The following is a 25947-nucleotide window of genomic DNA, read 5'->3' as shown; positions in this document are numbered from 1 at the left end:
CTGTCGGTGAATGTCAGTGCGCGCCAGTTTCGTAAGGAAGATTTCGTAGCGGAGTTGCGTGATTTGCTGAGTGATACTGGCGCAAACCCTCGGCGGATCAAGTTGGAGCTGACAGAAAGCCTGTTGTTACAGGATGTAGAGGGCGTCATCGCAATTATGCAAGAGCTGCGTGCGATGGGGTTTGGTTTGTCGCTGGATGATTTTGGTACCGGCTATTCCAGCATGAGTTACCTGAAGCGCTTGCCGTTGGACCAGATCAAGATCGACCAAGGGTTTGTGCGGCATGTGATGGATGACCCCAAGGACGCAGCGATCGCGCAAAGTATCATTAGTCTGGCGCAAATGCTGGGGCTTGATCTCATTGCCGAAGGTGTTGAAACCGACGCGCACTATCGGTTTTTGTTAGAGCGCGGTTGCCGGGGGTTTCAAGGGTATTTATTTGGTCGCCCTGAGCCGTGGTGGGACTTTAGCCAGCGTGTGCTAGGGCATCAAAATAATCACGCGTCAATGTGAGCTGTTCCCTAGCTGTTTGCGCGCGGTTGGCCACGACGCGAAATGCCGCGTTTTCAGGACGATCTTTGGCATACCAACCAAGGTGCTTGCGGGCGATACGCACACCAGATTCTTCGCCATAGTGAACGTAGAGTGCCTGCAGGTGGCCGAGCAAAATATCGCGAATAGTGGGCAAGCTGGGGTCGGGGAGCTGCTCGCCGCTGGCAAGAAAATGTGCGATTTGCCCCAGCAGCCACGGCCGTCCCTGCGCGGCGCGGCCCACCATGACTGCGTCGGCCCCCGTGTGCTGCAGTACGAAGGCGGCTTTCTGTGGTGAATCGATATCGCCATTGGCCACTACTGGAATGTGCAGGCGCGTTTTGATCTCTGCAATCGTGTCGTATTCGGCCTGCCCGCTGTAGTGCTGGTCGCGAGTGCGGCCATGCACGGCAAGCGCGGCAATTCCGGCGTCCTCAGCAATGCGTGCAATCTCCGGCGCATTTTTGTGTGTGGCATCCCAGCCAGTGCGAATTTTGAGCGTCACCGGAACGCTCACCGCGCGCACCACAGCATTCACAATTTGGCCCACCAGTTGCGGGTCGCGCATGAGTGCCGAGCCTGCCAAAACATTGCACACCTTTTTGGCCGGGCAGCCCATATTGATGTCGATAATCTGCGCGCCGTGATCAACGTTGAAGCGCGCCGCTTCGGCGAGTGTGGCTGGATCGGTGCCTGCAATTTGAACGCTGATTGGATCGGGCTCGCCAACGTGGTCCATGCGGGTGCGTGATTTGGCGGTGTTCCAAAAGCGTGGATCGGAGGTGGTCATTTCCGATACGGCAAGCCCGGCGCCCTGCTGCTTGCACAGTAGGCGAAAGGGCTTATCGGTCACGCCCGCCATGGGCGCGAGGATCACCTTCGGGGTAATGAGGTAAGGACCGATGCGCATGGCGCTATTGTAGTGGCTGGGCGACGGGCGTTAGACGGCGCCGAGTGCGTCGAGGACGTCTTCGCCGTAGCGCTCCAGTTTGCTGCCGCCCACGCCATTGATCTTGGCGAGCGCTGCGCGTGTTTTGGGGTTGGCTTCGGCGATATGGCGCAAGGTGGCGTCGTGGAAAATGACATAGGCCGGAACGTTTTGTTCGCGCGCGGCTTCGGCGCGCCATTGGCGCAGGCTGGAAAACCGTAGGCTCGCCTCGTCGGAGAGCTCAATCAACGCGCTGGGGCGCTGCGTGGTACTGCCATGCTTACGCTCAGGGCGGGCCAATTCTTTGCGCAATAATAGGCTGCGTTCGCCGCGTAGTAGTGGTGTGGCGTTCGCAGTGAGACGCAGCGCGCCGTGGCTTTCAAGATCAATGTCTAAAAAACTTGCGGCAGTAAGTTGGCGAAACACGCCGCGCCATTGGCGCGTGTCCAATTCTTTACCAATGCCGTAGGTGCTCACGGTTTGGTGATTGAACTGGCGAATTTTGGCGGTGTCGGCGCCACGCAGGACATCGATCACATGTGCTGCGCCAAAGCGTTGTCCAGTGCGGTACACACACGACAGCGCCTTGCGCGCCGCTTCGGTGGCATCCCAGGTTTGTGGCGGGTGCAGGCAGTTATCGCAGTTGCCGCACTGGCCTGCGTGCGGTTCACCGAAATAGGCGAGCAGGGTTTGGCGGCGGCAGGCGGTGGATTCGCAATAGCCAATCAATGCGTCTAGCTTGCCGTGTTCAAGCTGCTTGCGTTCGCTGCTGGCCTCGCCTTCTTCGATCATGCGTCGCAGCAACACGGCGTCGCCCATGCCATAGGCCAGCCATGCCTCGGCGGGGTCGCCGTCGCGTCCGGCGCGCCCGGTTTCTTGGTAGTAGCCTTCCAGTGATTTGGGGAGGTCTAAATGCGCAACAAAGCGTACGTCGGGCTTGTCGATACCCATGCCAAAGGCAATCGTGGCCACCATAATTAGCCCGTCTTCGCGCAGAAAACGGCGCTGCCGCTGCGCGCGGGTGTCGGCGTCTAGTCCTGCGTGGTAGGCCAGTGTATCGAAGCCTTGTTCGCACAGAAGTTCAGCGGTGGCATCCACTTTGCGCCGCGATAGGCAATAGACGATACCGCTTTCGCCGCGATGGCGATTTAAGAAATCAAACAGCTGGCGCCGGTCTTCGCGGGCTTCGGCGGTGTAGCGGATATTGGGGCGGTCAAACGAGCTAATGAACTGCTGGGCCTCTTCCAATGCGAGGCGCTCGATAATTTCACGGCGCGTGGGGGCATCGGCGGTGGCGGTTAGGGCGATGCGCGGCACGTCGGGCCAGCGATCGTGCAGCAAGGTGAGTTGGCGGTATTCGGGGCGGAAGTCGTGGCCCCATTGCGATACGCAGTGGGCCTCGTCAATGGCAAACAGCGCTATCCGCGTGCGATCCAGTAACGCGAGGAAGCGTGGTGTGAGCAGACGCTCGGGGGCGACGTAAAGAAGGTCGAGTTCACCTGCAGAAAACTGCTTTTCTACCTGTGCCGCCGCTTCACCACTCAGGCTTGAGTTGAGAAACGCCGCACGAACACCAAGCTGGCGCAGGGCATCTACTTGGTCTTGCATCAGCGCAATCAGCGGCGATACCACCACGGCGCAGCCTTCGCGCAGCAAGGCGGGAAGCTGATAACACAGCGACTTGCCGCCGCCGGTGGGCATGAGGACTAGCGCATCACCGCCTGCCAGCACATGCTGCACGATCCGACCCTGTTCGCCGCGAAAACGGTCGTAACCAAAAACGCGGCGAAGGGTTGCAAGGGCGGCATCAGACATCGCACTAGGGTAGCAAGTCGTACGTCAGTTGCCGCTGAATGTCGTGTTTTATTGCAGCAGCGAACGCAGCATCCACGCATACTTTTCGTGAGTCTGCAAGCGCTGGGTCAATAGGTCTTCGGTGGGGGCGTCGTCGGCGTCGTTGGCTACTTCTAGTGCGGCGCGGGCGGTGCGGCATACGGCCTCGTTGCCTGCCACCAGCTGTTCAACCATGTCGTGCCACGCAGGGGCATCGCCCATGCCGGGGGCTTCTTTGATCGAGCTGAGCTTGGCAAATTCGGCGTAGCTACCCGGCGCGTGGAAGCCTAGTGCACGAATGCGTTCGGCGATTTCGTCTAGCGCGGCCCACTGCTCGGTGTACTGGGTTTCAAACATGGTGTGCAAGGCGTTGAACATCGGCCCGGTCACGTTCCAATGGAAATTGTGGGTCTTCAGGTACAAGGTGTAGCTGTCGGCCAAGAAATGTGAGAGAGCATCGGCAATGGCGGCGCGGTCGTCGGTTTTGATCCCGATATCAATCTCGGTGGCGCTACTGACGGGGGACTTGCTCTTTGCGGGCTTGCTCTTTTCGAGCTTACTTTTTGCCATGACAAAACTCCTTTTCACGAAAAAGCGGATTTACGGCGACAATACGCGGACATTACGCCGTTTTGAAATTGAAAATACTGTTGCTGTTAATAGATGGGCGCTATCGAATCACAATTCAAGCCGGAGGCGCTGCAAACGCCGCGTCAGGCGAAAACGCAGATCAATGCCGCGCTGACCCGCGACCGTGGCCGCCTGCTCGGCCTGCTGGCGAAGTGGCAGGCCAAGCCCGCCGATGCCGCGCTGCAGGCCGCCTTCGCGCAGAAGCTTGCGGCCTCCAGCAGTGAGCGCGAGCGCCGCGCGGCGCAGCTGCCCAAGGCGCAGGTGGCGGAAGACCTGCCGATCGCCGCGCATGCGCAGGACATCGTTGCGCTGATCCGCAAGCACCAAGTGGTGGTGATTGCCGGCGAGACCGGCAGCGGCAAGACCACCCAGCTGCCCAAGCTGTGCCTGGCCGCCGGGCGCGGCGCGGCCGGGGTGATCGGCTGTACCCAGCCGCGGCGGCTGGCGGCGCGATCGGTGGCGCGGCGGGTGGCGGAAGAGCTGCAGGTGCCGCTGGGCGGCGCGGTGGGCTTTCAGGTGCGTTTCAACGATGCGGTCAGCGAAAGTACGGCGGTCAAGTTCATGACCGACGGCATCCTGCTGGCGGAAATCCAGAACGATCGCTGGCTGTCGAAATACGACACCCTGATCATCGACGAGGCGCACGAGCGTAGCCTCAATATCGACTTCCTGCTGGGCTACCTCAAGCAGCTGCTGCCGCGCCGGCCCGACCTCAAGCTGATCGTCACCTCGGCCACCATCGACACCGCCCGCTTCGCCGAGCACTTCGGCGGCGCGCCGGTGGTGGGCGTGGAGGGGCGCGGCTATCCGGTGGAGTTGCGTTATCGCCCGCTGGAAGGCGAGGGCGAGGAGGCTGGGCAGCGTTCGGTGATCGACGGCATCGTCGCCGCCTGCGATGAAATCCAGAAGGAAAAATCCATCGGCGATGTGCTGATCTTCCTGCCCGGCGAGCGCGAGATCCGCGACGCGCATCAGGCACTGGAGAAGCGCAAGTATCGGCACACCGAAGTGCTGCCGCTGTATGCGCGGCTGTCGGCCAAGGATCAGGACCGGGTGTTTCATCCCGGCCCACAACGGCGCATCGTGCTGGCCACCAATGTGGCGGAAACTTCGCTGACGGTGCCGCGTATCCACTATGTGATCGACCCCGGCGTGGCGCGGGTCAAGCGCTATAGCCCGCGGCAGAAATTGGACCGCCTGCATATCGAAGATATCTCGCAAGCCAGCGCCAACCAGCGCGCAGGGCGCTGCGGGCGGATCGCGCCGGGCGTGTGCATCCGCCTGTATGCCGAAGCCGATTTCCAGTCGCGTGCGGAGTTCACCGACCCGGAAATCCGCCGCGCCGCACTGGCCGGAGTGATCTTGCGCATGCTGGCGTTGGGGCTGGGCGAGATCGAAAAGTTTCCGTTTTTGGAGCCACCGGATCCGCGCGCGGTCGCCGATGGCTGGCAGCACTTGAACGAGCTGGGCGCGGTGGATGGCGAGCGCAGGCTCACGGCAGTGGGCAAGCAGATGGCCAAGCTGCCGGTGGACGTGAAGCTGTCGCGCATGCTGGTGGCGGCGCAGGCACATGGCGTGCTGCGCGAGCTGTTGGTGATCGCCAGCTTCCTTGGCGTGCAGGACCCGCGCGAGCGTCCGGCCGATGCCCGCGCCGCCGCCGATGCCGCGCATGCGCAGTTCGCCGATCCCAAGTCCGAGTTCCTCGGCATCGTCAAGCTGTGGCAGGGCTACCGCGAAGCGCACGAGGCGATGACCCAATCGCAGCTGCGTAAGTGGGCCGATAAACACTTCCTCGGCTATCTGCGCTTGCGCGAATGGTGGGAGCTGCACCGGCAGTTGAAGCTGCAGTGCGCCGAATTGGGTTGGGAAGAAAAGGCAGCGGAGGCTGGCTATGTTGAGCTGCACCGCGCGCTGATGGCCGGCCTACCCACGCAGCTTGGCAACCGCAATGACAAGGGGGGGTTCGATGGCCCGCGCGGGCGCAAGTTCGCGCTGTTCCCCGGTTCCAAACTGGCCAGCAAACCGCCGCCGTGGGTGCTTGCGGCCAATCTGCTGGACACCGAAAAAGTCTGGGCGCTGACTAATGCCGCGATCGAGCCGGATTGGGCGATTGCCGAATTGCCGCATCTGCTGGCGCGTCGCCAGCACGACCCGCACTGGTCGCGGGCGCAGGGGCGGGTGCTGGGCAGCGAGCAGATCAGCCTGTTCGGGCTGGTGCTGGCACCGAAGAGGCCCATCCACTACGGCGCGCTGTTCCCCGAGGAGAGCCGCGCCATCTTCGTGCGCGAGGCGCTGCTGACCGGCGAGATCAATACCCGCAGCGCCTTCCTTGCGCGCAATCTGCGCACGCTGGAACTGGCGCAACAGGAAGAAGCCAAGCAGCGCCGGGTCGGGCTGGTGGTGGACGAGGACTGGCAGGCGCGCTGGTATCTGGACCGGCTGCCCGCGCATGTACACAACGCGCAGGCGCTGGATGCGTGGCTCGGGAAATTGTCGAAAGACGAAAAAGCCGCGCTGGAATGGAGCCGCGATGAACTGCTGGTCGCCGACCAGACCGACGCCGCGCGCTTTCCGGCCTATATCGCGCTGGGGGATGCGCGGCTGGCCGTGCAGTACCGCTTCGAGCCGGGCGCGGTGGATGACGGCATGACCGTGGCGGTGCCGTTGCACCTGCTCAATGCGCTGGATCCGGCAAGGCTATCGTGGCTGGCGCCGGGCCTGGTGGAAGATAAGGCCGCGGCCTTGATCAAGTCGCTGCCGAAGGCGCTGCGGCGCAATTTTGTGCCGGCCCCGGAGTTTGCCCGCGCTTTCGCCGAGGCGTTCGCGCAGCCGGAGACGGATGCCATCGAAGGCGCGCTGGCGAAATTCCTGCAGCGGCTCTCGGGCGTTGCGGTGTCCGCCGTGGATTTCGATACCGACGCCATCGATGCGCATCTACGCGCCAATCTGCGCCTGTTCGAGGGTAAGACGGTGCTGGCCGAATCGCGTGACCTTGCCGAGCTACGCGCCCGCTTCGGCGAACGCGCGGCGCAGGCCTTCGCACGGCACGCCGCGCAGGGCATGGCGAAGGCCGGGTTGACCACCTTCCCGGATACGCCGGTGCCGGTCAGCGTGCCCGGCGCCGGTGGCGTGCCTGCCTATCCGGCCTTGCAAGACGATGGCGAGAGCGTGTCGCTGGCCCTGCACGCGCAGCGTGAGGTGGCCGAGCTGCGCCACCCGCAGGGCGTGCGTCGGCTGCTGGCAATCGCGCTGGCGGATAAATGCAAGCAGGCGCGCAAGCAGCTGCCGGTGCAACCGAAAATTTCCCTGCTGTATGCCGCCATCGAATCGGCCGCGCCGCGCAAGGACGGGCTGAAGGACGCCGACCGCCTGCGCGCGGATCTGATTGATGGCGCCTTTGCCGCGCTCACTGCAGACGGCCTGCTGGCCGTGCGCGATGGCGAGGCCTTCGCCCTGCGTGTGGACGCGGTGGGGAAGGGTTTGTTTGGCGAAGCGATGGCGCGGCTGAAGCAGGCTGAGACCATTCTTGCGCTGGTGGCCGAGGTGCGCGGCAAGCTGGAGTCCAAGCTGATCGGCTGGGCACGGGCCAACCTCGACGACATGCAGGCACAGCTGGAGGCGCTGGCCGCGCCGGGCTTCCTGCGCGATACCCCGGCCACGATGCTGGCCGAATATCCGCGCTATCTCAAGGCGCTGTCGCTACGCGGCGAACGTGCCCAGCGTGATCCGGTGAAAGATCAAGCGCGGATGCTGGAACTCAAGCCGTTTGCTGATGCACTGGCTGTCGCTGATCTTGCGCATCCCGAAGCACAAGCCCTGCGCTGGGAGCTGGAAGAGCTGCGCGTGCAGTTGTTTGCGCAGGAGCTTGGCGTCAAGGGCGGCGTATCCGCAAAACGCCTCGCGGTGCGCGTGCAGCAATTGAAACTAAGATGATGCGCCGGTTATTGAATACGGCGCACAATAAACGTGCCTTGTGCGCAACTGTTTCACCCTGTGTCTGCGATTGTCTAACTTATGCCAACTGCTGCGATCTCTCACTTGACCTACGCTGATGCCCTATCGCGCCTGCCTCAGGACGCGTTGCCGCCTGCGCTCGCGGATTTGTGGCGTGAGCGCGCTGAAGCAGGAAGCGCGATGCGCGATCGTGCCGATGTGTTGGTCGATACGCTCGCTATTCTTGGCAAGCTCAATGCAGATATCGAAGTGCTGGCCGCAACATTGCTTGATGCACTCGTTGATGTTGAGGTGATCGCCAAGGAGGCCGGTGTAGAAGTGCCAGAGCGCCTGCATGTGCTGCTGGAAGGGCAGCGCGCCGCCAGCCGTGTTTGGGCGCTGCACCGCAGCCACGGAAGTGGACGTAACCCAGAGGGGATGCGGCGGTTGTTGCTTGCTCTAGTGCGCGATCTGCGGGTCATTCCCGTCGTACTGTCGCGCCAGCTCTCGCGTATGCGTGCGGCGTGGTGGCTGCCATTGGAAGAGCAGCGCGCACTGGCCAAAATGACCCGCGACATCCATGCCCCCTTGGCCAATCGCCTTGGTATATGGCAAATCAAATGGGAGCTGGAAGATCTCGCATTTCGCGCTCTACAAACCGATGAATACCTGAGAATTTCGCAGTCACTCGATGACAACCGCGCAGGCCGCGAGCGTTATATCGAGATGGTTAAGGCGCAACTACAAGAGGCGATTTCAGTGCAAGGGATCGACGCCGACGTTGCAGGGCGGCCCAAGCATATCTACAGCATTTGGAAGAAGATGCAGCGCAAAGCGCTGCCCATTGAAGAGCTGTACGACCTGCGTGCGCTGCGCGTATTAGTGGACGATATTCCTACGTGCTACGCAGTTCTTGGTTTTGTGCATGCGCTTTGGGTGCCCATTCCCACCGAGTTTGACGACTACGTTGCAAGGCCAAAACCGAACGGCTACCGTTCACTACATACCGCGGTCATTGGGCCAGAAGGTAAAACAGTTGAAGTGCAAATCCGCACCCGTGAAATGCATGCACAGTCTGAACTCGGTGTGGCCGCGCACTGGCGCTATAAAGAAGGCAGTAGCGCGGGTGGTGCGGCGATGGATAAACGCATTGCATGGATGCGCAAACTGCTGGAGCAAGCGGCAGAAGCGGCGGCAGAAGGCGAATCTAGCCCATTACAAGGCTTTGATAGCGACTTAATTGAAGACCGTATTTATGCGCTCACGCCCAAAGGGGAAGTGATTGACCTGCCGCAAGGCGGAACCGTACTCGACTTCGCCTATGCCGTCCACAGCATGGTGGGCCATCGCTGTCGCGGTGCGAAAGTAGATGGCCGAATTGTGCCGCTTACCTACGCGCTGCATACCGGCGAACGCGTTGAAATTTTGACTGGGAAAACAGCAGAACCGCGTCGTGACTGGCTGATTCCCAGTACTGGTTTTTTAGCAAGCAGTCGCTCACGCGATAAAGTTCGTGCGTGGTTCAATAAATTAGATCGTGCGCAAAATCTGAAAGATGGGCGCGAATTGCTTGATCGCGATCTGCGCCGCATGGGCTTGCTCCACGCGGATTTGCACCCTGTTTTAGCGCGATTCAACGCGGCCACCGAAGATGATTTACTGGTGCTAGTGGCTTTGGGTGATATTGGCCCAAATCAGGTAGGGCGTGCGCTGTTGGAGTTAGAGAAAGCGACGCAAGAACCCGAAGTGTCAGATATTCCAACCCTGCCTGCTAAGTCAGTTTCATCAACGGCTTCAGGGTCGGGTGGGGTGACGGTGCAGGGGGTCGATAATCTACTCGTGCAGGTGGCGCGCTGCTGTCAGCCATTACCGGGCGAGCCGATTGTGGGTTATCTCACCCGTAGCCGCGGTGTCAGTGTGCATCGGCCCGATTGCGCTGCGTTCTTGCGTTTGGCTGCCAAAGAATCCGCGCGTGTATTGCCGGTGGAATGGGGCGCGCATCGCAGTGGGCAAGTGGTTTCGATTCAAATCGATGCAGTGGACCGCAAGTGGCTGTTAAAAGACATCACCACGTTAGTGGCACAAATCGGTGTGCACGTACTCAGCATGAACTCAGAGCAAATGCGCGGCGGGCATGGACAGATGCGCGTGCAGCTGCAGGCAAGAATTAGTGACTTTGAGCAGCTTGGCCTCTTGTTAGCACGTTTAGAATCGCTGTCCGGCGTTGCTTCCGCGCGGCGCGCTTAGGGCTTTGTAATGCCGATTCTCGTAATAGGTGCCAGCAGTCAGATCGGTGTGTTCTTATTGCCGCGCCTACGGCAACATGGGCACGCTGTGCTGGCTTTGAGCCGCAAACCATGCACACAAAACACCCAAGAGATACGCTGGCTGCAGGGCGAAATTGAATCGCTACCGGAGTATTCGGGCCTCGCGGCCGTTGTTAGCTTTGGCCCAATGGATGGCGTCGCGCAGTGGCTGGCGCGGCATAGCGTAGCGCCAGCGGCTAAGTTGATCGTGACCAGCTCAATGAGCGCGGAGAGTAAGCGCCATTCGTCAATTGCCGAAGATCGCGCGCTCTCGCAATGGCTGCGTGACGCTGAAGACGAGCTGATTGCGCAATGTCATCGCCTGCACATGCAGTGTTTAATTTTTCGGCCGACGCTGATCTATGGCGCGGGGCGAGATAAAAGTTTGACACCTATTGTGAGGCGCGCACTGCGCTGGCATGTTTTCCCAATTCCTCAGGTCGATGGCCTGCGTCAGCCTGTACATGCGGACGATATTGCACAGGCCGTAATAGCGGCGCTGGCGCTACCAAGCTGGGAGCAGTCCATTGTTGAAATCGGCGGTGGCGAGCGCTTGCCCTATCGCACAATGTTCAGCCGTATCCACGCAAGCCTGCCGAAACGCGTACTGCCGCTGCCTGTATCGCTATGGATGCTGCGTCTTGTTGCACGCCTGTATCCGCGCTTTCGCGGCCCGGTTTCACGGTTGCAAGAAAATTTGTTGGCGGATAATGCCTTGCTAAGTGAAGTGCTTGGGGTTAAGCCACGTGACTTTTCTACCGCGATAACCTCGTGGAAGGCGGGGTGCTTCTCTTACGATGGAGAAGTAAAGGATGGACATGACTGATCGTAAAAATTCAGTGTGCGCGGTGATCGTGACTTACCATCCTGAGATCAACACGCTTCGCACAAATATCGAGCGATGCAAAGAGCAGGTCGAGCGAGTCTATGTTTTTGATAATGGAAGTGGAATTGAAGCGTTAGACGCTGCGTTGGCTGCGGGTGATGATGTCGTTATTCATCAGGCGCCGGACAATGTCGGATTGGCGGCCGGATTGAATCAAGGGGTCGCCTTTGCGAAGCGTTCTGGCTTCGACTTTGTCTTGCTCCTAGATCAAGATAGCCTTCCTGCGCCTGATATGGTTCCGTCGCTTCTTGCAGCGTACGCAGAGCTTTCAAAAAAACAGCGTGTCGCTGCCGTGGGTGCCACCGCTGTAGATGTGCGGAATGGTTTGGCAATGCCGTTTGTTCGGATCAAATTTCCCTTCAACCAAAAAATATATGCTGCCGATACCATGTCGGTGCAGTGTGATTTCCTGATTACATCGGGGAGCCTCGTTCCACTGTCGGTCTTGGATTGCGTCGGTAATATGGATGAAGGTTTGTTTATCGATAATGTGGATTTGGATTGGTGCTTTCGTGCCGTAGCGCAAGGGTTTTCACTTTTTGGTGTGGGTTCTGCACATATGGGGCACGCTATCGGTGATGCGCTAAGTCCGTCACATTTTCAGAAGGGTGGGGCGTTCGTGCATAAGCCGATACGCCTGTACTACATCATGCGAAACCGTGTGTTGTTGTATCGGCGAAAAACGACGCTACAGCGCTGGATATTTCAGGATGTTCTACGAATTCCGTTCAAATTTCTTCGAATGGTGCTGCTTCACTCGCCAAGAGGGCAGTATTTAGGCTGCATGCTGAAAGGGCTGCGGGATGGAATTCTTGGTCGATATGGCCCGGCCCCCAAGTGAAGAGATGCGCGTTAGACTGTCCCAGAACTCCTTTTAGTAACGTCCATGCCGCGCATCCAAGACGAAGACGATTTTGATCAAAATACTGATTCAGGCAAGACGAAAAGTAACCGCTGGCGCCGCCTACTCGTAGCCACTCTTGCTGTCGGTGCCCTGCTGCTGGGCTTCATGATTCCTTATTTGGTTTATCTGAATCATGAGGTGGGGGAGCGCTTCGGCAAGTTGCGCTGGCAGGTCCCAACCCGCGTGTATGCGCGGCCCTTGGTTGTTCGTATGGGGCTGGCGATGGACGCGCAAACGCTCAAAACGGAGCTAGAAGCGGCGGCGTATCGTAGTGGCGATGGCAAGCGCAGCGGCAGTTATGCCAATGATGGCGGTCATTGGCGGATCTCGAGCCGTGGCTATGACGACGTTGATGGCCGGGTCGCACCGATGGTGTTAGAGGTCGTGCTGTCCGGTGGGCAGGTGCGTTCGGTGCGCGATGTCGCCGGTAAGCGCGCTCTGCGTAGCGCGCGGCTTGATCCTGCGCGCATCGCAACACTCTATGGGCAAAACCAAGAAGAGCGCCGTTTGGTGCGCATTGAGGAAGTGCCCGAGCTGATGGTGACAGGGCTTCAGGCGGTCGAAGACCGTGACTTCAATCACCATATCGGGATTGATATCAGCGGCATGCTGCGCGCCGTTTTTGTCAATGTAAAATCGGGGGGGGATACGCGCCAAGGGGCCAGTACACTGACCCAGCAGCTTGCACGCAGCGGCCTCTTGGGCATTGGCAAAGAGCAAACCTATACACGGAAATTCAAAGAAATTTTGTATGCGCTCCTGCTGGAGGCGCGCTATGACAAAAAAACGATTCTTGAAGCCTATTTCAACCAAGTGGATCTAGGGCAGCGCGGGGCGCAGGCCATTCGCGGCGTTGCGGCGGCGTCTGAATATTGGTTTGGGCGTGATCTGAAAGACCTTTCAACCGAGCAAATTGCACTGCTCATTGGGATGGTCAAAGGCCCTTCTTGGTACAACCCCAAGCGCAACCCTGAGCGCGCGCTGGAGCGGCGCAATTTTGTTCTTGGGCAAATGCACACCACAGGGCTGATCGGCGATAAGGAATACCAGCGCGCGCTGGCGGCACCACTAGGGATCACGACGAACACCGGCAATCTTTCTGCCAACCGATTCCCTGCTTACGTTGACTTGGTGCGTAAACAGCTTGCGCGTGATTACCCGGTAGAGCAGCTTTCGGGGGCGGGTCTGTCGGTGATGACGGGAATGGCACCCTCAGCGCAGGCGTATGCCGAAGCGGCGGTGACGCGCACGCTTGATGCGCTGGAAAACAAAAAGCGCCCACCGCTGGAAGCGGGTGTGGTGGTGACAGATGCGCACAACGGTGATGTGCTTGCGGTAGTAGGGAGCCGTGAATTTGCCGAGGCAGGGTTTAACCGAGCGGTAGATGCGCGCCGTCCGGTGGGCTCGTTGCTGAAGCCTTTTGTGTATCTGCTGGCGCTGGCGCAGCCGGATAAGTGGTCGCTTGCTAGCACGATTTCTGACGCGCCCATCACGATAGGCTTGGGCCGTGGAAAAACGTGGACGCCCGGAAATTCGGATGGGCGTAGTCACGGCACGGTCACCTTGATGGATGCACTGGCGCGTAGCTATAACCAAGCCACGGTGCGTCTTGGCATGGAAGTGCAGCCGCAGCGTTTGGCGGGGCTTATTCGCACGCTCACCGGTATTGAAACGGCGGCGCAGCCTTCGCTTATTTTGGGTGCAATGGACCAGAGCCCGTTTGCAATGGCGCAGATGTATCAGTTTTTGGCTTCTGGGGGCGAAATTCAGCCCTTGCACGCCGTGCGCGGGGTGCTCGACGCCAAAGGTAAGGCACTTAAGCGCTACGACAAACAGGCTCCCCCCGCGCAACCGGGGGACGCCGTGGCGGCGCGTCTTGTGGGGAGTGCGCTACAAACAGTGGTGACTTCGGGAACAGCGAACGCACTAATTCGCGATGGTTTGGGGCGGCTTGCGCCAGCGGGTAAAACCGGCACCAGTAACGACGGCCGCGATAGCTGGTTTGCAGGTTATACCGGCGATCATCTGGCGATTGTGTGGGTGGGCAACGATCAGAACAAAGCGACAGGTCTGTACGGTGCGACCGGTGGAATGCGCGTTTGGGCGAATATTTTTATGCGCCTGCCAAGCGCACAGTTGCAGCTGTCTTCAGAAGGGGTGGACTGGCGCTGGGTATTGGATGGGCAGAGCACCGACCCAGATTGCCCGGGTGCGCGCCGCTTCCCGTTCGTGGCGGGCCATGCGCCCAATTATCAAGAGTGCCTGTACGTGTCGCCGCAGGAGTTCGATGAGTTCGGTAACCCGATACCGCCACCTGAAGAGGGCGATTCCACCACGCCACTGCAGCGTGCAGGCGACGCCATTCGTAATTTCTTCGGTGGCAGTGATACTGAAAAACAGACGCCTCCACCCACTGAAACCCCGCCGCCAGTTCGGCCGACGCAATGAGTCAATCGGAGGCGTCGGCCTCGCGGCTTGGGCGGGGCGTGCAGGAGGCATTGCTTGAGGGGGCGGCGCTGTCTAAAGCGTTGCCCGGTTTTCGTTCGCGCCCGGCGCAGCAGCGTCTTGCAGTAAGCATCGCGGAGACGCTGGAGCAGCGCGAAACCCTGCTGGCTGAAGCCGGTACTGGGACAGGTAAAACCTTCGCCTATCTCGTTCCAGTGCTGCTATCAGGGATGAAAACTATTATTAGTACCGGCACACGTGCGCTGCAGGATCAGCTCTATCAACGCGATTTGCCGCGCGTACGTGAGGCACTTGGGGTAGGCCTAAAAACCGCATTGCTGAAAGGGCGTGCCAACTATCTGTGCCGTTACCGGGTGGAGCAAGCGAAAGGCGAAGCGCGTTTTACCAGCCGCGAGCAAACATCACAATTTCAGCGTGTTGTGGCCTGGAGTGGGCGCACGCGCACCGGTGATTTGGCCGAAATGGAATCGCTGCCAGAAAACGCGCCGCTGATCCCTATGATCACCTCGACAGCCGACAATTGCTTAGGCGTGGAATGCCCGTTTTGGAATGAATGCTTCGTCGTACAAGCGCGCCAACGCGCGCAAACGGCCGATGTCGTGGTGGTGAACCATCATTTGCTTCTGGCGGATCTGGCGCTAAAACAAGAAGGCTTTGGCGAAATTTTGCCCGGCGCACAGGCGTTTGTGGTGGATGAGGCTCATCAACTGCCCGAGCTGGCGGCGCAATTTTTTGGCGAAGGGCTGGGCGCGCGGCCGCTGGTGGAACTGGCGCGTGATGCCATTGCGGAATGCAAAGCAACAGCAGGTGCGCTGGCCGTTGTGCAAGCCCCCGCGCAAGCGTTAGAGGCGGCGACACGCGCACTGCGTGCGGCAATGGATAACCTACCCATTCGTGGCACCGCGTGGCGCGCACTGGATGAAGTCGATGTTGAGCCAGCGCTACAGACTTTAGAAGAAGCGCTGAAGACGCTTGAACAGGTATTGGTGCCGCTGCGCGAAACCGCACCCGGCTTAGATGCCTGCCATGCGCGCGCCACCGACCAACTGGCGCGCTTGCAGCGCTGGCTGGAAAGCGCGGGCACGGAAGCAACTGCAATCCACGTGCACTGGTATGAACTGACGCCGCGCGGTTTTCGTCTGCAGCGCACCCCGCTGGATGTGTCCGCACCGCTGCGTAGCCATCGGGAACAGTCGCACGCGGCTTGGGTATTTACTTCCGCCACGCTGGCGGTCTCCGGTGGCTTCCAGCACGTTGCGCAGCGGCTTGGTATTGGTACGGCGCGCGAGCTGATCCAGCCCAGCCCCTTCGATTGGGATCAACAGGCCCTGTGCTACCTGCCGCCGAATCTTCCTGATCCCGCCTCACGCGATTATGGGCGCGAGGTCATCGCAGCGGTGCGCCCCGTGTTAGAGGCCTCCGGCGGGCGTGCCTTTTTATTGTTCGCCTCGCACCGCGCGCTGCGCGAAGCCGCTGAACTGCTGCACGACGCGCCGTGGCCACTTTTTGTGCAAGGCTCTGAGCCGCGCAATGCCTTGCTGCAGCGTTTTCGCGAATCGGGCAATGGCGTCTTGCTTGGAACCGCGAGCTTTCGCGAAGGCGTTGACGTTGCGGGGGATGCGCTGTCCGTTGTGGTGATCGACAAATTACCATTCGCAGCGCCGGATGATCCCGTGTTTGAGGCCCGCCTCGATGCCATTCGGCGCGCAGGCGGAAACCCATTTCGTGATGAGCAGCTACCGCAGGCCGTTATCGCCTTAAAGCAAGGTGCTGGGCGCCTGATTCGTACCGAAACCGATCGCGGCGTGCTGGTGCTGTGCGACCCGCGCCTGCTGAGCAAGTCTTACGGGAAAACGTTCTTCGACTCGCTGCCGCCGTTGCCGCGCACACGCCAGCTGGCAGACGTGCAAGCCTTCTTTTCCGAAGGCCCATAACCGGCATGGAGGTACACTACGCCGATGAAACTTCTTGCGTTTGAAACATCCACCGAAGCCTGCTCCGTCGCCCTCTACACCGATGGTGATGTGGTTGAACGGTTTGAAATCGCGCCACGTCGGCATACCGAGCTGGCCCTGCCGTGGGTTGAGGCACTACTGGACGAAGCTGGAATCGCGCGTTCGCAGCTCGATGCAATCGCCGTGGGGCGCGGACCGGGTGCTTTTACCGGCGTGCGCCTTGCCATTGCGCTGGGGCAGGGCGTGGCACTGGCGATCGACCGGCCGCTGATTCCTGTGTCCACCCTCGCTGCACTCGCCGCAGCCACTCCGCGAGAAGAGGGGGCGCAGGCCCGAATCCTGGCGGCCATCGACGCCCGGATGGGCGAGGTGTATTTGGGGGCATTCATGCGTCAGGGTGAAGACTTGGTTGCCTTGAGCGCTGAAACCGTCGTTAAGCCCGATGCAGCAGAGGTCGCGGAAGCTGGCAGTTGGTACGGCGTCGGGACGGGCTTTGCAGCGGTGGACAATGCGCTGCAGCAGCGTTTTTCCGGACGCCTGCGCTATGTTGATGCGCAGGCCTTGCCGCATGCTGCCAACGTGGCCAAACTTGCGCTGCGCGCTTGGCAGCGCGGTGAAGCACTGGCCCCCGAGCTGGTGGAGCCTGCCTATCTGCGTAATGACGTAGCGCTCACTTTGGCACAACAACAGGCAAAACGCGCCTGATCTTCTGCGCACGCGGGTATTTTTTCGCTATGCTTGGGGTGTCTTAGTGTATGGGGAGACGTGCGTGAGGGGAGTGTGTGTGTTTGTGGCGGCTGCGCTGGCCGTCGCTCCCGCGTTGGCGGGAGATGTTCAGTTAAATGGTCGAACGGTCACGGTCTCGGATCAGGCTGACGAAACCATTTTGAAGATGACCAGTTCCAATTACGCGTTAAACAGATCGCGCGATGAGATCATCACTGATGCGCGCGCATGCTTGGCGACTACGCCGGGCTTGACGCTCGGCACGGTGAATGCTGAAGCAGGGACCATCGAGGCAACGCAGGCAACAGAATACCGCGCGCGGTTTGCGAATTATCGCGTTAGCAGCAAGCTGACACTGGCTGCAGAAGATCGCGTGTTTTGGCTTACCGATGCGCCCATTGAAGTCACCCAGCTCGATACCGAAGGCGCGCCGATGATTGCGCCGCTAAGTAAGCAGAACTCTGGCTGGGACAAAGGGCTTATGCAGTTTATTCAAAATGAAGACAAGCTAGTGGACTGCTTATTTAAGTAGTTTTTAGCGGTCAATCAGCTCACCACCGGGCAGAAATTGCCAAGTACGGGTGATGTGCAGGATGTCCGGGTTTTCTGCCGTTTTAGGGAGCGGAGCAAAAGGTTCTGCGAGCTTGATGATGCGCAGTGCGGCCTCGTCGAGCATAGGGATATTGCTCGACTTGATAATGCGGGTGCTTTCTACGCTGCCGTCGCGGCGCACCCCAACACTGATGACCACTAAGCCGCCAATACGGCGGCGGCGCGCTTCGTCGGGGTAGTTGAGGTTACCGACCCGTTCGACGCGATCCACCCAGCCGCGCAGGTACTGCGCCCATGCGTATTCTTTGGTGCTTGCCGAAACAAATTTGCGCGTGGGGCGCTTAGCGTACTCTTTGGAGCGCAGCTGAATTTCTGCCGCAAGACGCGCCATTTCCATATCACGCTCAATCTTTTCCCGCCCAACCGGTGCCTCGTCTGGACTGATCTGTGGCCGCTGTTTGGGCGTAGGCAGCGTATGGCTGCCGCCAACCGATGTAATCACCTTGGCGTCTTGTGGCGGGCTAGGGGCGGGTGTTTGCGCATGCAGTGGGCGCGGGGCGAGGCCGTCTGTTGGTTGCTGAAGGAGGCCGGTTTGCGGCGCGCTGGGGCGGCTGCTTTTATCGTGCTCCCCCCCGCCTTGGTTGTTTGCTTGCGCCAAAAAATCCGCTTCTTTGGGGGTTAGTGGCGTTTGCGTGCGGGTTTCGATGACGTCCAGCGTTGGTACTAGCGGCGCGGCGTCTTCAATCGTGAAACCAATACCCAAGATAACCAAGGCGTGCAGTAGCACAGACAGAACGATCGTGGCACGCAGTCGCTCCGCTTCACCAATGCGCGGCGGGCTAGGTAGTGGGGGCGTAGCAGAGGCAACCATTAGGCGGTCAGGCGCGCTTCGATACGTTCAAAGAGGAGCCCCGCGATATTGATGCCGAACTGCTTATCCAGTTCGCGAATACAGGTGGGGCTGGTGACGTTGACTTCGGTGAGGTAGTCACCAATCACGTCAAGGCCAACGAACAACATGCCGCGACGGCGCATTTCAGGGCCAACTTGGGCGGCAATCCAGCGGTCGCGTTCGCTTAATGGGCGGCCTTCGCCGCGGCCACCGGCGGCGAGGTTGCCGCGAAACTCATCGCCCTGTGGAATCCTGGCAAGGCAGTAATTCACCGGCTCGCCGTCCACCAGTAAGATGCGCTTATCGCCTTGGGTAATTTCAGGGACGTAGCGCTGCGCGATGGCCAAGTGGCGCCCGTTTTCGGTGAGCGTCTCCAAAATGACGTTCAAATTGGGGTCGCTGCCGTGGGTGCGAAAAATCGAGCGCCCGCCCATGCCGTCAAGCGGCTTCAGGACCGCTTCGCCCTGTTCATGCACAAAGGCCTTCAAGGTGCTGGCGCTGCGGCTTACCAAGGTGGGCGGGCAGCACTGCGGGAACAGAAGCGCTGCAAGTTTCTCGTTAAAGTCGCGCAACCCCTGCGGATCATTCACGATCAGTGCGCCCTGCTGCTGGGCCAAGCCGAGGATCTGGGTGTTATGCACATAATCGGCGTCCACCGGTGGATCGGTGCGCACCAGCACGACTTGGCCCGGGTGAAATGGCCGCTTTTCAAACTGGCCTAGGCTGAAATAGTCCTGTGTGGTGTCGCGCACCTGCAGTGGCGCCAGCTCGGCCCTGGCCTCGCCCGACACGATCTCCAGCCCGCCGGGGCGCACGTAAAACAGCCGATGGCCACGGCGCTGGGCCTCCAGCAGCATAGCGAAACTGGAGTCTTTGGCGGTGTTGATCGTCGTGATGGGGTCCATCACCACCAGTACATCGAGTTGGGGAGAAGTGGGCATGGGAGCGTCCAAAAAGCATTGCGCGGATGGTAGCAGGACGTGACGAACATCTCGCCCTAATAAGATCAAGTCTTGACACTTTTCCTGCAGGCTGGAATATAGAGCGTTCGCAGCGCGTCAAAATGCGCGGCAAAGCCAACCGGCAAGGGGATTGCATGGAACCGCAGGACGATTCAAGCAGCAGCCTGAAAGGGCTGCGGGTGATGATCATCGATGACTCACGCACGATCCGGCGCACTGCGGAAACCCTGCTGGTGCGCGAAGGGTGCGAGGTCGTGACCGCTACCGACGGATTCGAGGCGCTTTCCAAGATCGCCGACCACAACCCACAAATCATTTTTGTCGACATCATGATGCCGCGCTTGGATGGTTATCAAACCTGCGCGCTGATTAAAAACAATGCGACTTTTAAAAGTGTGCCGGTGATCATGCTTTCGTCAAAAGACGGTTTGTTTGATAAGGCCCGAGGCCGTATTGTTGGCTCCGAACAATATCTGACCAAGCCCTTCACGCGTGAAGAGTTGCTTGGCGCCATTCGCACATACGTCACATCCTGACCGGGGGGCAGGGAATACATGGCACGCATTCTTCTGATTGAGGATTCGCCAACCGAGGCTGCGGTCATGTCCCAGCTATTGGAGCGCAACGGTCATCAAGTGATGACGGCCGGTAGTGCGGAGGACGGCATCGCAACCTGCAAACGCGAAAAGCCAGACATCGTGCTGATGGACATCATTTTGCCGGGTATGAATGGTTTTCAGGCCACGCGCGCGCTGACCCGCGATGCGGAAACCAGCCACATTCCCATTTTGATCATCAGCACCAAAGGGCAGGAGACCGACCGCGTATGGGGCCTGCGCCAAGGCGCAAAGGACTACATCGCCAAGCCGCCGCGTGAAAGCGAACTCATTACACGCATCAATGCTCTGATTGGACACTGAAGCATGGGGAAGAAGGGGAAAAACAAGTTTCGATCGCAGTCTTCGGCACCTGCCGCGGCGTTCGTTGCTGCGTCGGTAGATACTCCAGTCAATGAGCAAGCGTTTGATATTGACGCTGACATTGATGTAAATGCCGAGAATGAGGTCGATCTGGAGATCGAACCCGTGCCTGTGGTGGATGCGGCTCCAGCTTCACCGTTCCTCATTTTGGCCGACTACGAGCAGCGCAGCTTGGCGCACGTGGCGGGCCTTCCCGAGCAGCTAGATGCGCCGGGGTTGTGGCGCGGCGTGGGTTTTCGCGTCGGTGGCCACCGCTTGGCGGCGGGGTTTGGCGAGGTCGTTGAAATTTTGCCCATGCCCGCGCTGACCCCCATCCCGGGGGCGGCTACATGGATGCTAGGTGTGGCCAATGTCCGTGGTAGCCTGCTGCCGGTTGTGGATCTCAAACAGTTTCTTGAAGGTGAACGCACCGTTTTGCACGAGCGTCAGCGCGTGCTGGTGGTGCGCCAGCCGGGTGGTGATGTTGCCGTCACCATCGACCAGCTTTATGGGCAGCGCAGTTTTGTCGATGAAGATGGTATCGACGTTACCGCCTTCGCCGAAGGGCGCTATACGCACTTTGTCGATCGCGCCTACCGCATGGATGGACAAGATTGGGGCGTGTTCAGCCTTGATCGTTTAGCCCGTACCCCCGAATTTCGCCAAGCCGCCGCCTAACCCGCGGAACCCAAGTCAGCCGAGGTTGTAAGTTATGAGTAATTTGATGGATTCCGCTGCCGGTAAAGGCCGCAACCTGAGCACCAACTTCTGGATCTGGTTGCTGGTCGGCTCACTGGTCGTGTTTGCTGGCAATACCTTGTATGCCACTACCAAGGCTTCGCGTCTGGGTGGCGCAAGTACGGCGGCTTCGCGTTTGCAGTTGAACTCCCAGCGCCTTGCTAACCAAGGTCGAGAAGCGATTGACGGTAATGGCCAAGCCTTCGATGCGGTGAAGGCAACGAAGGGTGAAATCGACACCGATATCAAATGGTTGAATGATCGCTTCGGCAGCTCGGCCGACGTATCTGGCCCAATTAAAACGGTCACCGAAACGTGGTCGCCGCTGACTAAGCGCGCGGAAGAGGTGCTGGAGTCGCAGCAAGCGGTGCTGGCACTCGCTGGGCATGCCGATAGCTTCACCGGCAAAGTGTCGCAGCTGCAGGCGCAGTTGTACGAAGTGCTACGCGGCTTGGTGTCGGGTGGTGCTAACTCTGAACAGGTGAGCGCCGCGCTGCAGCAGGCCAATATCAGCTCGCGTATGGCGCAGCGTATTGCCGAATTGCGCGCCGGTGGCGATAGCGCGCAGGTGGCTGCAAACGCACTTGGCCGCGATGCCGCGCTGTTTGATCGGCAGATGAGCGCCCTGATCGGCGGCAATAACGAAATTGCGAAAGTGACGGCAGCCGGCGCAGTCGGGCCGCTGAATCAAGCCAACACGCTGTGGCAGGGGATGAAGAAAGACCTTGACGCCATCGTCGGCGACTCGCGCAAGCTGATTGGTGCGCAGGCATCGGTTGCGGCGCTGGCCAACGGTTCTGACAAGCTGCTTGCCGATAGCGAAAGCCTGTTCGCCGCGTTCACCTCGTTCGGCTCATTGAAAGACACCAGCCTCTTGGGCGGCGTCTGGGTCAGCATTCTGTCCGGCTTGGTCGCGCTGTTCTCCATCGCGGGCTTGTTGTGGGCCCTAGGCCGCGCCCAACGCGTGCGCTACCAAACCACCAAAGAACTGAACGACCGTAACCAAGAGGCGATTATGCGCCTGCTGGACGAAATGGGTTCGCTGGCGGAAGGTGACCTGACCGTAAAGGCGACCGTGACCGAAGACATGACCGGCGCGATCGCAGACTCGATTAATTTCGCCGTGGAACAGCTGCGTACGCTGGTAACCACCATTAACGATACCTCTGTGCAGGTCGCGGCCAGCGCGCAAGAAACCCAGGCCACCGCCATGCATCTGGCCGACGCGGCCGAACACCAGGCGCAGGAAATCAACTCCGCTACCAACCGAATTAACGAAATCGCCACCAGCATTAACCAAGTGTCGCGTAACTCCGCCGACTCCGCGGAAGTGGCGCGTCGTTCGGTGCAGATCGCCACCAACGGTGCAGGCGTGGTGCGTCAGACCATCGCCGGTATGGACAGCATTCGTGACCAGATCCAAGAGACCTCGAAGCGTATTAAGCGTCTGGGTGAGTCCTCGCAGGAAATTGGTTCGATCGTGGAACTGATTAACGACATTTCCGAACAGACCAACATCTTGGCGCTGAACGCGGCGATTCAGGCGGCTTCGGCCGGTGAAGCCGGGCGCGGGTTCGCGGTGGTGGCCGACGAAGTGCAGCGCCTCGCAGAACGCTCTTCCAGTGCAACCAAGCGAATTGAATCGCTGGTGCAAACCATTCAGGCCGATACCAACGAAGCGGTGTCGTCAATGGAACAGACCACCTCAGAAGTGGTCGCCGGTGCACGCCTCGCCGAAGACGCCGGTACCGCGCTGGGTGAAATTGAAAAGGTGTCGTCTGACTTGTCGGGCTTGATTGAAGGTATTTCGGTAGCGGCGCAGGAGCAGTCCAGCGCGGCGTCCAACATCACCCAAGCGATGAATACCATTCAGTCGATTACCGCGCAGACCTCGCAAGGTGCCAGCCAAACCGCCGAATCGATCGGTAACTTGGCGCAGCTCGCGGCCGACCTGCGGCGTTCGGTGGCCGACTTTAAGCTGCCGGCCTGACGCAGAATAAGAAGCAGAGATCGGGATGAACTGTACCTCTCAGGCCAGTTTTGCAATGCATAGTCTTATCGGAGTTTCACCATGACCACGGCGCTGCGGGATGCTATCGACCACACCGCGCTCGGCTGGGTGAAGCCAGAGATCGACGAGGCGTTGCGGCAGTCACGGATTGAGCTTGAGGCGTACGAGGAGTCGCCCAGCGATCCCACGCCGATGCGCACCTGCCTTGGGCATTTGCATCAGGTGTATGGCACGTTGCGCATGCTGGAGCTGCAAACGCCAGCGATGGTCGTGCGCGAAATGGAAGAGCTCGCCATGTCGCTGCTCGACGGCAGCGTGACTAGCCGCAATGAAGGCCTCACCGCCCTGATGCGGGGCGTGGTGCAGTTGCCTGATTATTTGGAACGCTTGCAGGGCGGGCACCGCGACATTCCCATCGTGCTGTTGCCGCTGATCAATGCGCTGCGCGTGGCGCGCAACGCGGCTGCACTGGAGCAATCGGCATTACCCAGCTTGCTCGTAGCGCCCACGGATGAAGAAATTGAACATGCACGCGGTAGCCTAGCGGGGCGTAACCGTGCACTGCTCGATACCGTCGCGGCGGCGATCAAAGAAGATCTGCTGAAGGTCAAAGACGCACTGGATCTATTTCTACGCGGCAGCCGTAGCGATATGCAGGAGTTGCAGTCGCAGGCTGACGCACTTGGACGCGTGGCGGAAACGCTGGGCATGATTGGCCTTGATAGCGCGAAAACCGTCGTGCAGGAACAGCGTAGCGTTGTGCAAGAAATTGCCAGCGGTGCACGTCCTTCCAGCGAATCCGACCTGCTCGATGTGGCAGGCGCACTGCTGTATATCGACCACTCGTTAGACGATCAAGTGGCGCAACTCGGCAGCACGGCCAGCACCGATGGGCTTCAGGCGAATGAGTCGCGCAAAGTGATGGAAGCGCTGGTGCGCGCCGCCATGACCAATTTTGCCGAGGTGCGCAGCGCATTTGTCGCCTTTGTGGAAACGGGCTGGGATCACGCCGCACTAGCAACCGTGCCGCGTCTGCTCACCGAGGTTGGTGGGGCGCTGCAGATGCTCGACCGGCGCGAGCCCGTGGGCTATCTGGAAGCGCTGCGTATTTATTGCCAGCGTGAGCTTTTAGAGAACAAGCAGGTGCTTGGCGGCAAAACGCTGGACACCCTAGCCGATGCCTTGGCGAGTTTTGAGTACTACCTCGAGTCGCTGCAAGACCCGCACGGTCTGCGCCTCGATATGTTGGAGAAAACCCGCATAAGCCTTGCGCAGCTACAGTATTGGCCTATCCCGGCAATGCCTGAGCCAGTCACTACCACGGTTCAGCAGGAACCCGAGAGTGTTGAGGCGGAGCCTGCTGCGGAAGTGGTAGCTGAGACACACGACGTAAGCGTAGTGGCTGAAACCGACGAGCCAGTGTTACCGACAGCAAGTACGGTTGCGGTCATTCCGCAGTCCACTACCGCGATCGACGCGGGCTTTGTGTCGATGGGTGAAGAGATCGACGATGAAATTCGCGATATTTTCTTGGAAGAATTTCAAGAAGAAATCGGCAATCTGGACACCTTGCTCCCCGAGTGGCGGCTTGCGCCAGATGATATCGAACGCCTGCGTCCCATTCGCCGCGTATTCCACACGCTGAAGGGCAGCGGCCGTTTGGTCGGTGCGAAAGTGCTGGGTGAGTTTAGCTGGCATGTAGAAAGCATGCTCAACCGCGTGCTGGATGGTTCGCGCCCTGCAAGTCGCGCCGTTGTGGCATTCGTGGATAAAACCCACGGCGTGTTGCCGAGCTTGCACAGCGCATTGCGCGGCGAAGCTGCGTGCAATGTCGATATTCCTGCAATGGAAGCGGTGGCCGATCGTATCGCCGCAGGTGAAGACGTTCTCATTGACGCAACACCAATGATTGCTGCTGCGACTGCGCCCTCTTCAGAGGTGATTGAAGCAGCGGTGCCTGCCAACGTGGCAACGGAAGCTGGTGACGCGTTTGAAGCCGTTACCGTTGACCCCGTTCTACTTGAAGTTTTGGTGGCCGAAGTGGGTGGCCATCTGAGCACGTTCGCAGAATGGTTGGGGCAGGCGAAGACAGGTGACGCGCAAGCGAGCGATGCGCTGGTGCGCGCGCTGCATACGCTCAATGGCGCCTTCGCCATGACCGAAGTGCCTTCGGTGACGGCAGTTACCGCGCCAGCAGAAAGTTATGCCAAGCGGCTATTGGCCGCAAAAGTTGCAGCGAGCGCAGCGGGTGTTGCCGCGCTGGCCGAAGCTGCCGATGCGGTGCGTGCTTCAACGGACGCGCTGCAATTTGCCCCCACGCAGGTGCCGCGCTACCCAGAACTTGCTGGGCGCTTAGCCGAGTTGCGTGACAGCCTGCCAGAGGCGGCGCTGCCGTTTGGTGGCATGGCGCTGGTGGATCATGCTGCGGAAGACGCAGCGCGTGAAGAAGCCGAGCGTCTGGCCGCCCAAGAAGCCGCCCGCGCCGAAGCAGAACGTCTGGCCGCCGAAGAAGCCGCCCGCGCCGAAGCAGAACGCCTTGCCGCTGAAGAGGCCGCCCGCGCCGAAGCAGAACGCCTCGCCGCTGAAGAAGCCGAGCGCGCCGAAGCAGAACGCCTCGCCGCTGAAGAAGCCGCGCGCGCCGAAGCAGAACGTCTGGCCGCCGAAGAAGCCGCCCGCGCCGAAGCAGAACGCCTCGCTGCTGAAGAAGCCGAGCGCGCCGAAGCAGAACGCCTTGC

At 59.9% G+C, this 25947-nt stretch carries 19 protein-coding genes; 14 read left to right on the top strand and 5 right to left on the bottom strand.

Going from position 1 to position 25947, the window contains the following annotated elements; translation table 11 throughout:
- A partial coding sequence (locus KUL77_RS11635; RefSeq protein ID WP_297147347.1) for an EAL domain-containing protein occupies positions 1-513 on the top strand: 513 nt, incomplete at its 5' end.
- Here the strand turns inward: KUL77_RS11635 and dusB are convergent.
- The 3 genes from dusB to KUL77_RS11620 are packed head-to-tail and all read right to left on the bottom strand — an operon-like array spanning position 467 to position 3862.
- Entirely contained in the window at positions 467-1441 is a 975-nt protein-coding gene (gene dusB, locus KUL77_RS11630) for a tRNA dihydrouridine synthase DusB (RefSeq protein ID WP_297147344.1), read from the bottom strand. The genes KUL77_RS11635 and dusB overlap by 47 nt on opposite strands.
- 30 nt (positions 1442-1471) lie before the next feature.
- The gene (recQ, locus tag KUL77_RS11625; protein WP_297147341.1) at positions 1472-3274 is read right to left on the bottom strand and encodes a DNA helicase RecQ; all 1803 of its coding nucleotides are present in this window, start codon (positions 3272-3274) and stop codon (positions 1472-1474) included.
- Between the two features lie 48 nt (positions 3275-3322).
- Complete coding sequence (locus KUL77_RS11620; protein ID WP_297147339.1) at positions 3323-3862, bottom strand: Dps family protein; 540 nt, start codon at positions 3860-3862, stop codon at positions 3323-3325.
- A 93-nt stretch (positions 3863-3955) separates the two neighbouring features.
- Between KUL77_RS11620 and hrpA the strand changes: the two genes are divergently transcribed.
- The 8 genes from hrpA (at position 3956) to KUL77_RS11580 (ending at position 17630) form a co-directional block, all read left to right on the top strand.
- A complete protein-coding gene (gene hrpA, locus KUL77_RS11615; RefSeq protein ID WP_297147337.1) occupies positions 3956-7855 on the top strand; it encodes an ATP-dependent RNA helicase HrpA in 3900 nt (1299 codons plus the stop codon).
- Between the two features lie 81 nt (positions 7856-7936).
- A complete protein-coding gene (locus KUL77_RS11610) occupies positions 7937-10102 on the top strand; it encodes a bifunctional (p)ppGpp synthetase/guanosine-3',5'-bis(diphosphate) 3'-pyrophosphohydrolase (protein ID WP_297147334.1) in 2166 nt (721 codons plus the stop codon).
- Positions 10103-10111: 9 nt separating this feature from the next.
- Positions 10112-10987, top strand: coding sequence for an NAD-dependent epimerase/dehydratase family protein (locus KUL77_RS11605; RefSeq protein WP_297147331.1), 876 nt, complete (start codon positions 10112-10114; stop codon positions 10985-10987).
- Positions 10980-11888 (top strand): glycosyltransferase family 2 protein, encoded by a 909-nt coding sequence (locus KUL77_RS11600; protein ID WP_297147329.1) that lies wholly within the window; start codon positions 10980-10982, stop codon positions 11886-11888. Before KUL77_RS11605 ends, KUL77_RS11600 begins: the two co-directional genes overlap by 8 nt.
- A 45-nt stretch (positions 11889-11933) precedes the next feature.
- A complete protein-coding gene (gene mrcB / locus KUL77_RS11595; protein ID WP_297147327.1) occupies positions 11934-14399 on the top strand; it encodes a penicillin-binding protein 1B in 2466 nt (821 codons plus the stop codon).
- On the top strand, positions 14396-16351 hold the full coding sequence (locus KUL77_RS11590) for an ATP-dependent DNA helicase (protein WP_297147324.1): 1956 nt from the start codon (positions 14396-14398) through the stop codon (positions 16349-16351). Before mrcB ends, KUL77_RS11590 begins: the two co-directional genes overlap by 4 nt.
- A gap of 24 nt (positions 16352-16375) precedes the next feature.
- Positions 16376-17077 carry a tRNA (adenosine(37)-N6)-threonylcarbamoyltransferase complex dimerization subunit type 1 TsaB gene (gene tsaB / locus KUL77_RS11585; protein ID WP_297147321.1) on the top strand — a complete coding sequence of 234 codons (702 nt, stop codon included), beginning with the start codon at positions 16376-16378 and terminating at the stop codon, positions 17075-17077.
- 85 nt (positions 17078-17162) lie between these two features.
- Positions 17163-17630 (top strand): hypothetical protein, encoded by a 468-nt coding sequence (locus KUL77_RS11580; protein WP_297147318.1) that lies wholly within the window; start codon positions 17163-17165, stop codon positions 17628-17630.
- Positions 17631-17633: 3 nt separating this feature from the next.
- On the opposite strand, the gene KUL77_RS11575 is transcribed toward KUL77_RS11580, so the two are convergent.
- A complete protein-coding gene (locus tag KUL77_RS11575; RefSeq protein ID WP_297147315.1) occupies positions 17634-18521 on the bottom strand; it encodes an energy transducer TonB in 888 nt (295 codons plus the stop codon).
- Entirely contained in the window at positions 18521-19483 is a 963-nt protein-coding gene (gene gshB, locus KUL77_RS11570; RefSeq protein ID WP_297147313.1) for a glutathione synthase, read from the bottom strand. The genes KUL77_RS11575 and gshB overlap by 1 nt, the downstream gene beginning before the upstream one ends.
- 155 nt (positions 19484-19638) lie before the next feature.
- Here gshB and pilG point away from each other — a divergent pair, with 155 nt between their 5' ends.
- The 5 genes from pilG to KUL77_RS11545 all read left to right on the top strand — a co-directional run.
- Positions 19639-20040: a twitching motility response regulator PilG gene (pilG, locus tag KUL77_RS11565; protein ID WP_297147310.1), complete on the top strand. Its 402-nt coding sequence runs from the start codon at positions 19639-19641 to the stop codon at positions 20038-20040.
- 18 nt (positions 20041-20058) lie between these two features.
- The gene (locus tag KUL77_RS11560; RefSeq protein WP_297147308.1) at positions 20059-20424 is read left to right on the top strand and encodes a response regulator; all 366 of its coding nucleotides are present in this window, start codon (positions 20059-20061) and stop codon (positions 20422-20424) included.
- Between the two features lie 174 nt (positions 20425-20598).
- Positions 20599-21141 (top strand): chemotaxis protein CheW, encoded by a 543-nt coding sequence (locus tag KUL77_RS11555; protein WP_297147350.1) that lies wholly within the window; start codon positions 20599-20601, stop codon positions 21139-21141.
- A 34-nt stretch (positions 21142-21175) separates the two neighbouring features.
- Positions 21176-23191 carry a methyl-accepting chemotaxis protein gene (locus KUL77_RS11550; protein ID WP_297147305.1) on the top strand — a complete coding sequence of 672 codons (2016 nt, stop codon included), beginning with the start codon at positions 21176-21178 and terminating at the stop codon, positions 23189-23191.
- Between the two features lie 81 nt (positions 23192-23272).
- Positions 23273-25947 (top strand): Hpt domain-containing protein (locus KUL77_RS11545; RefSeq protein ID WP_297147302.1); only part of this gene is annotated, 2675 nt, incomplete at its 3' end.

Source organism: Thermomonas sp., assembly GCF_019104945.1.
In the GTDB taxonomy this organism is placed as follows: Bacteria; Pseudomonadota; Gammaproteobacteria; order Xanthomonadales; family Xanthomonadaceae; genus Thermomonas.
Note: the sequence above shows the minus strand (reverse complement) of the source record. Positions and strands in the feature narration are given on the sequence as shown.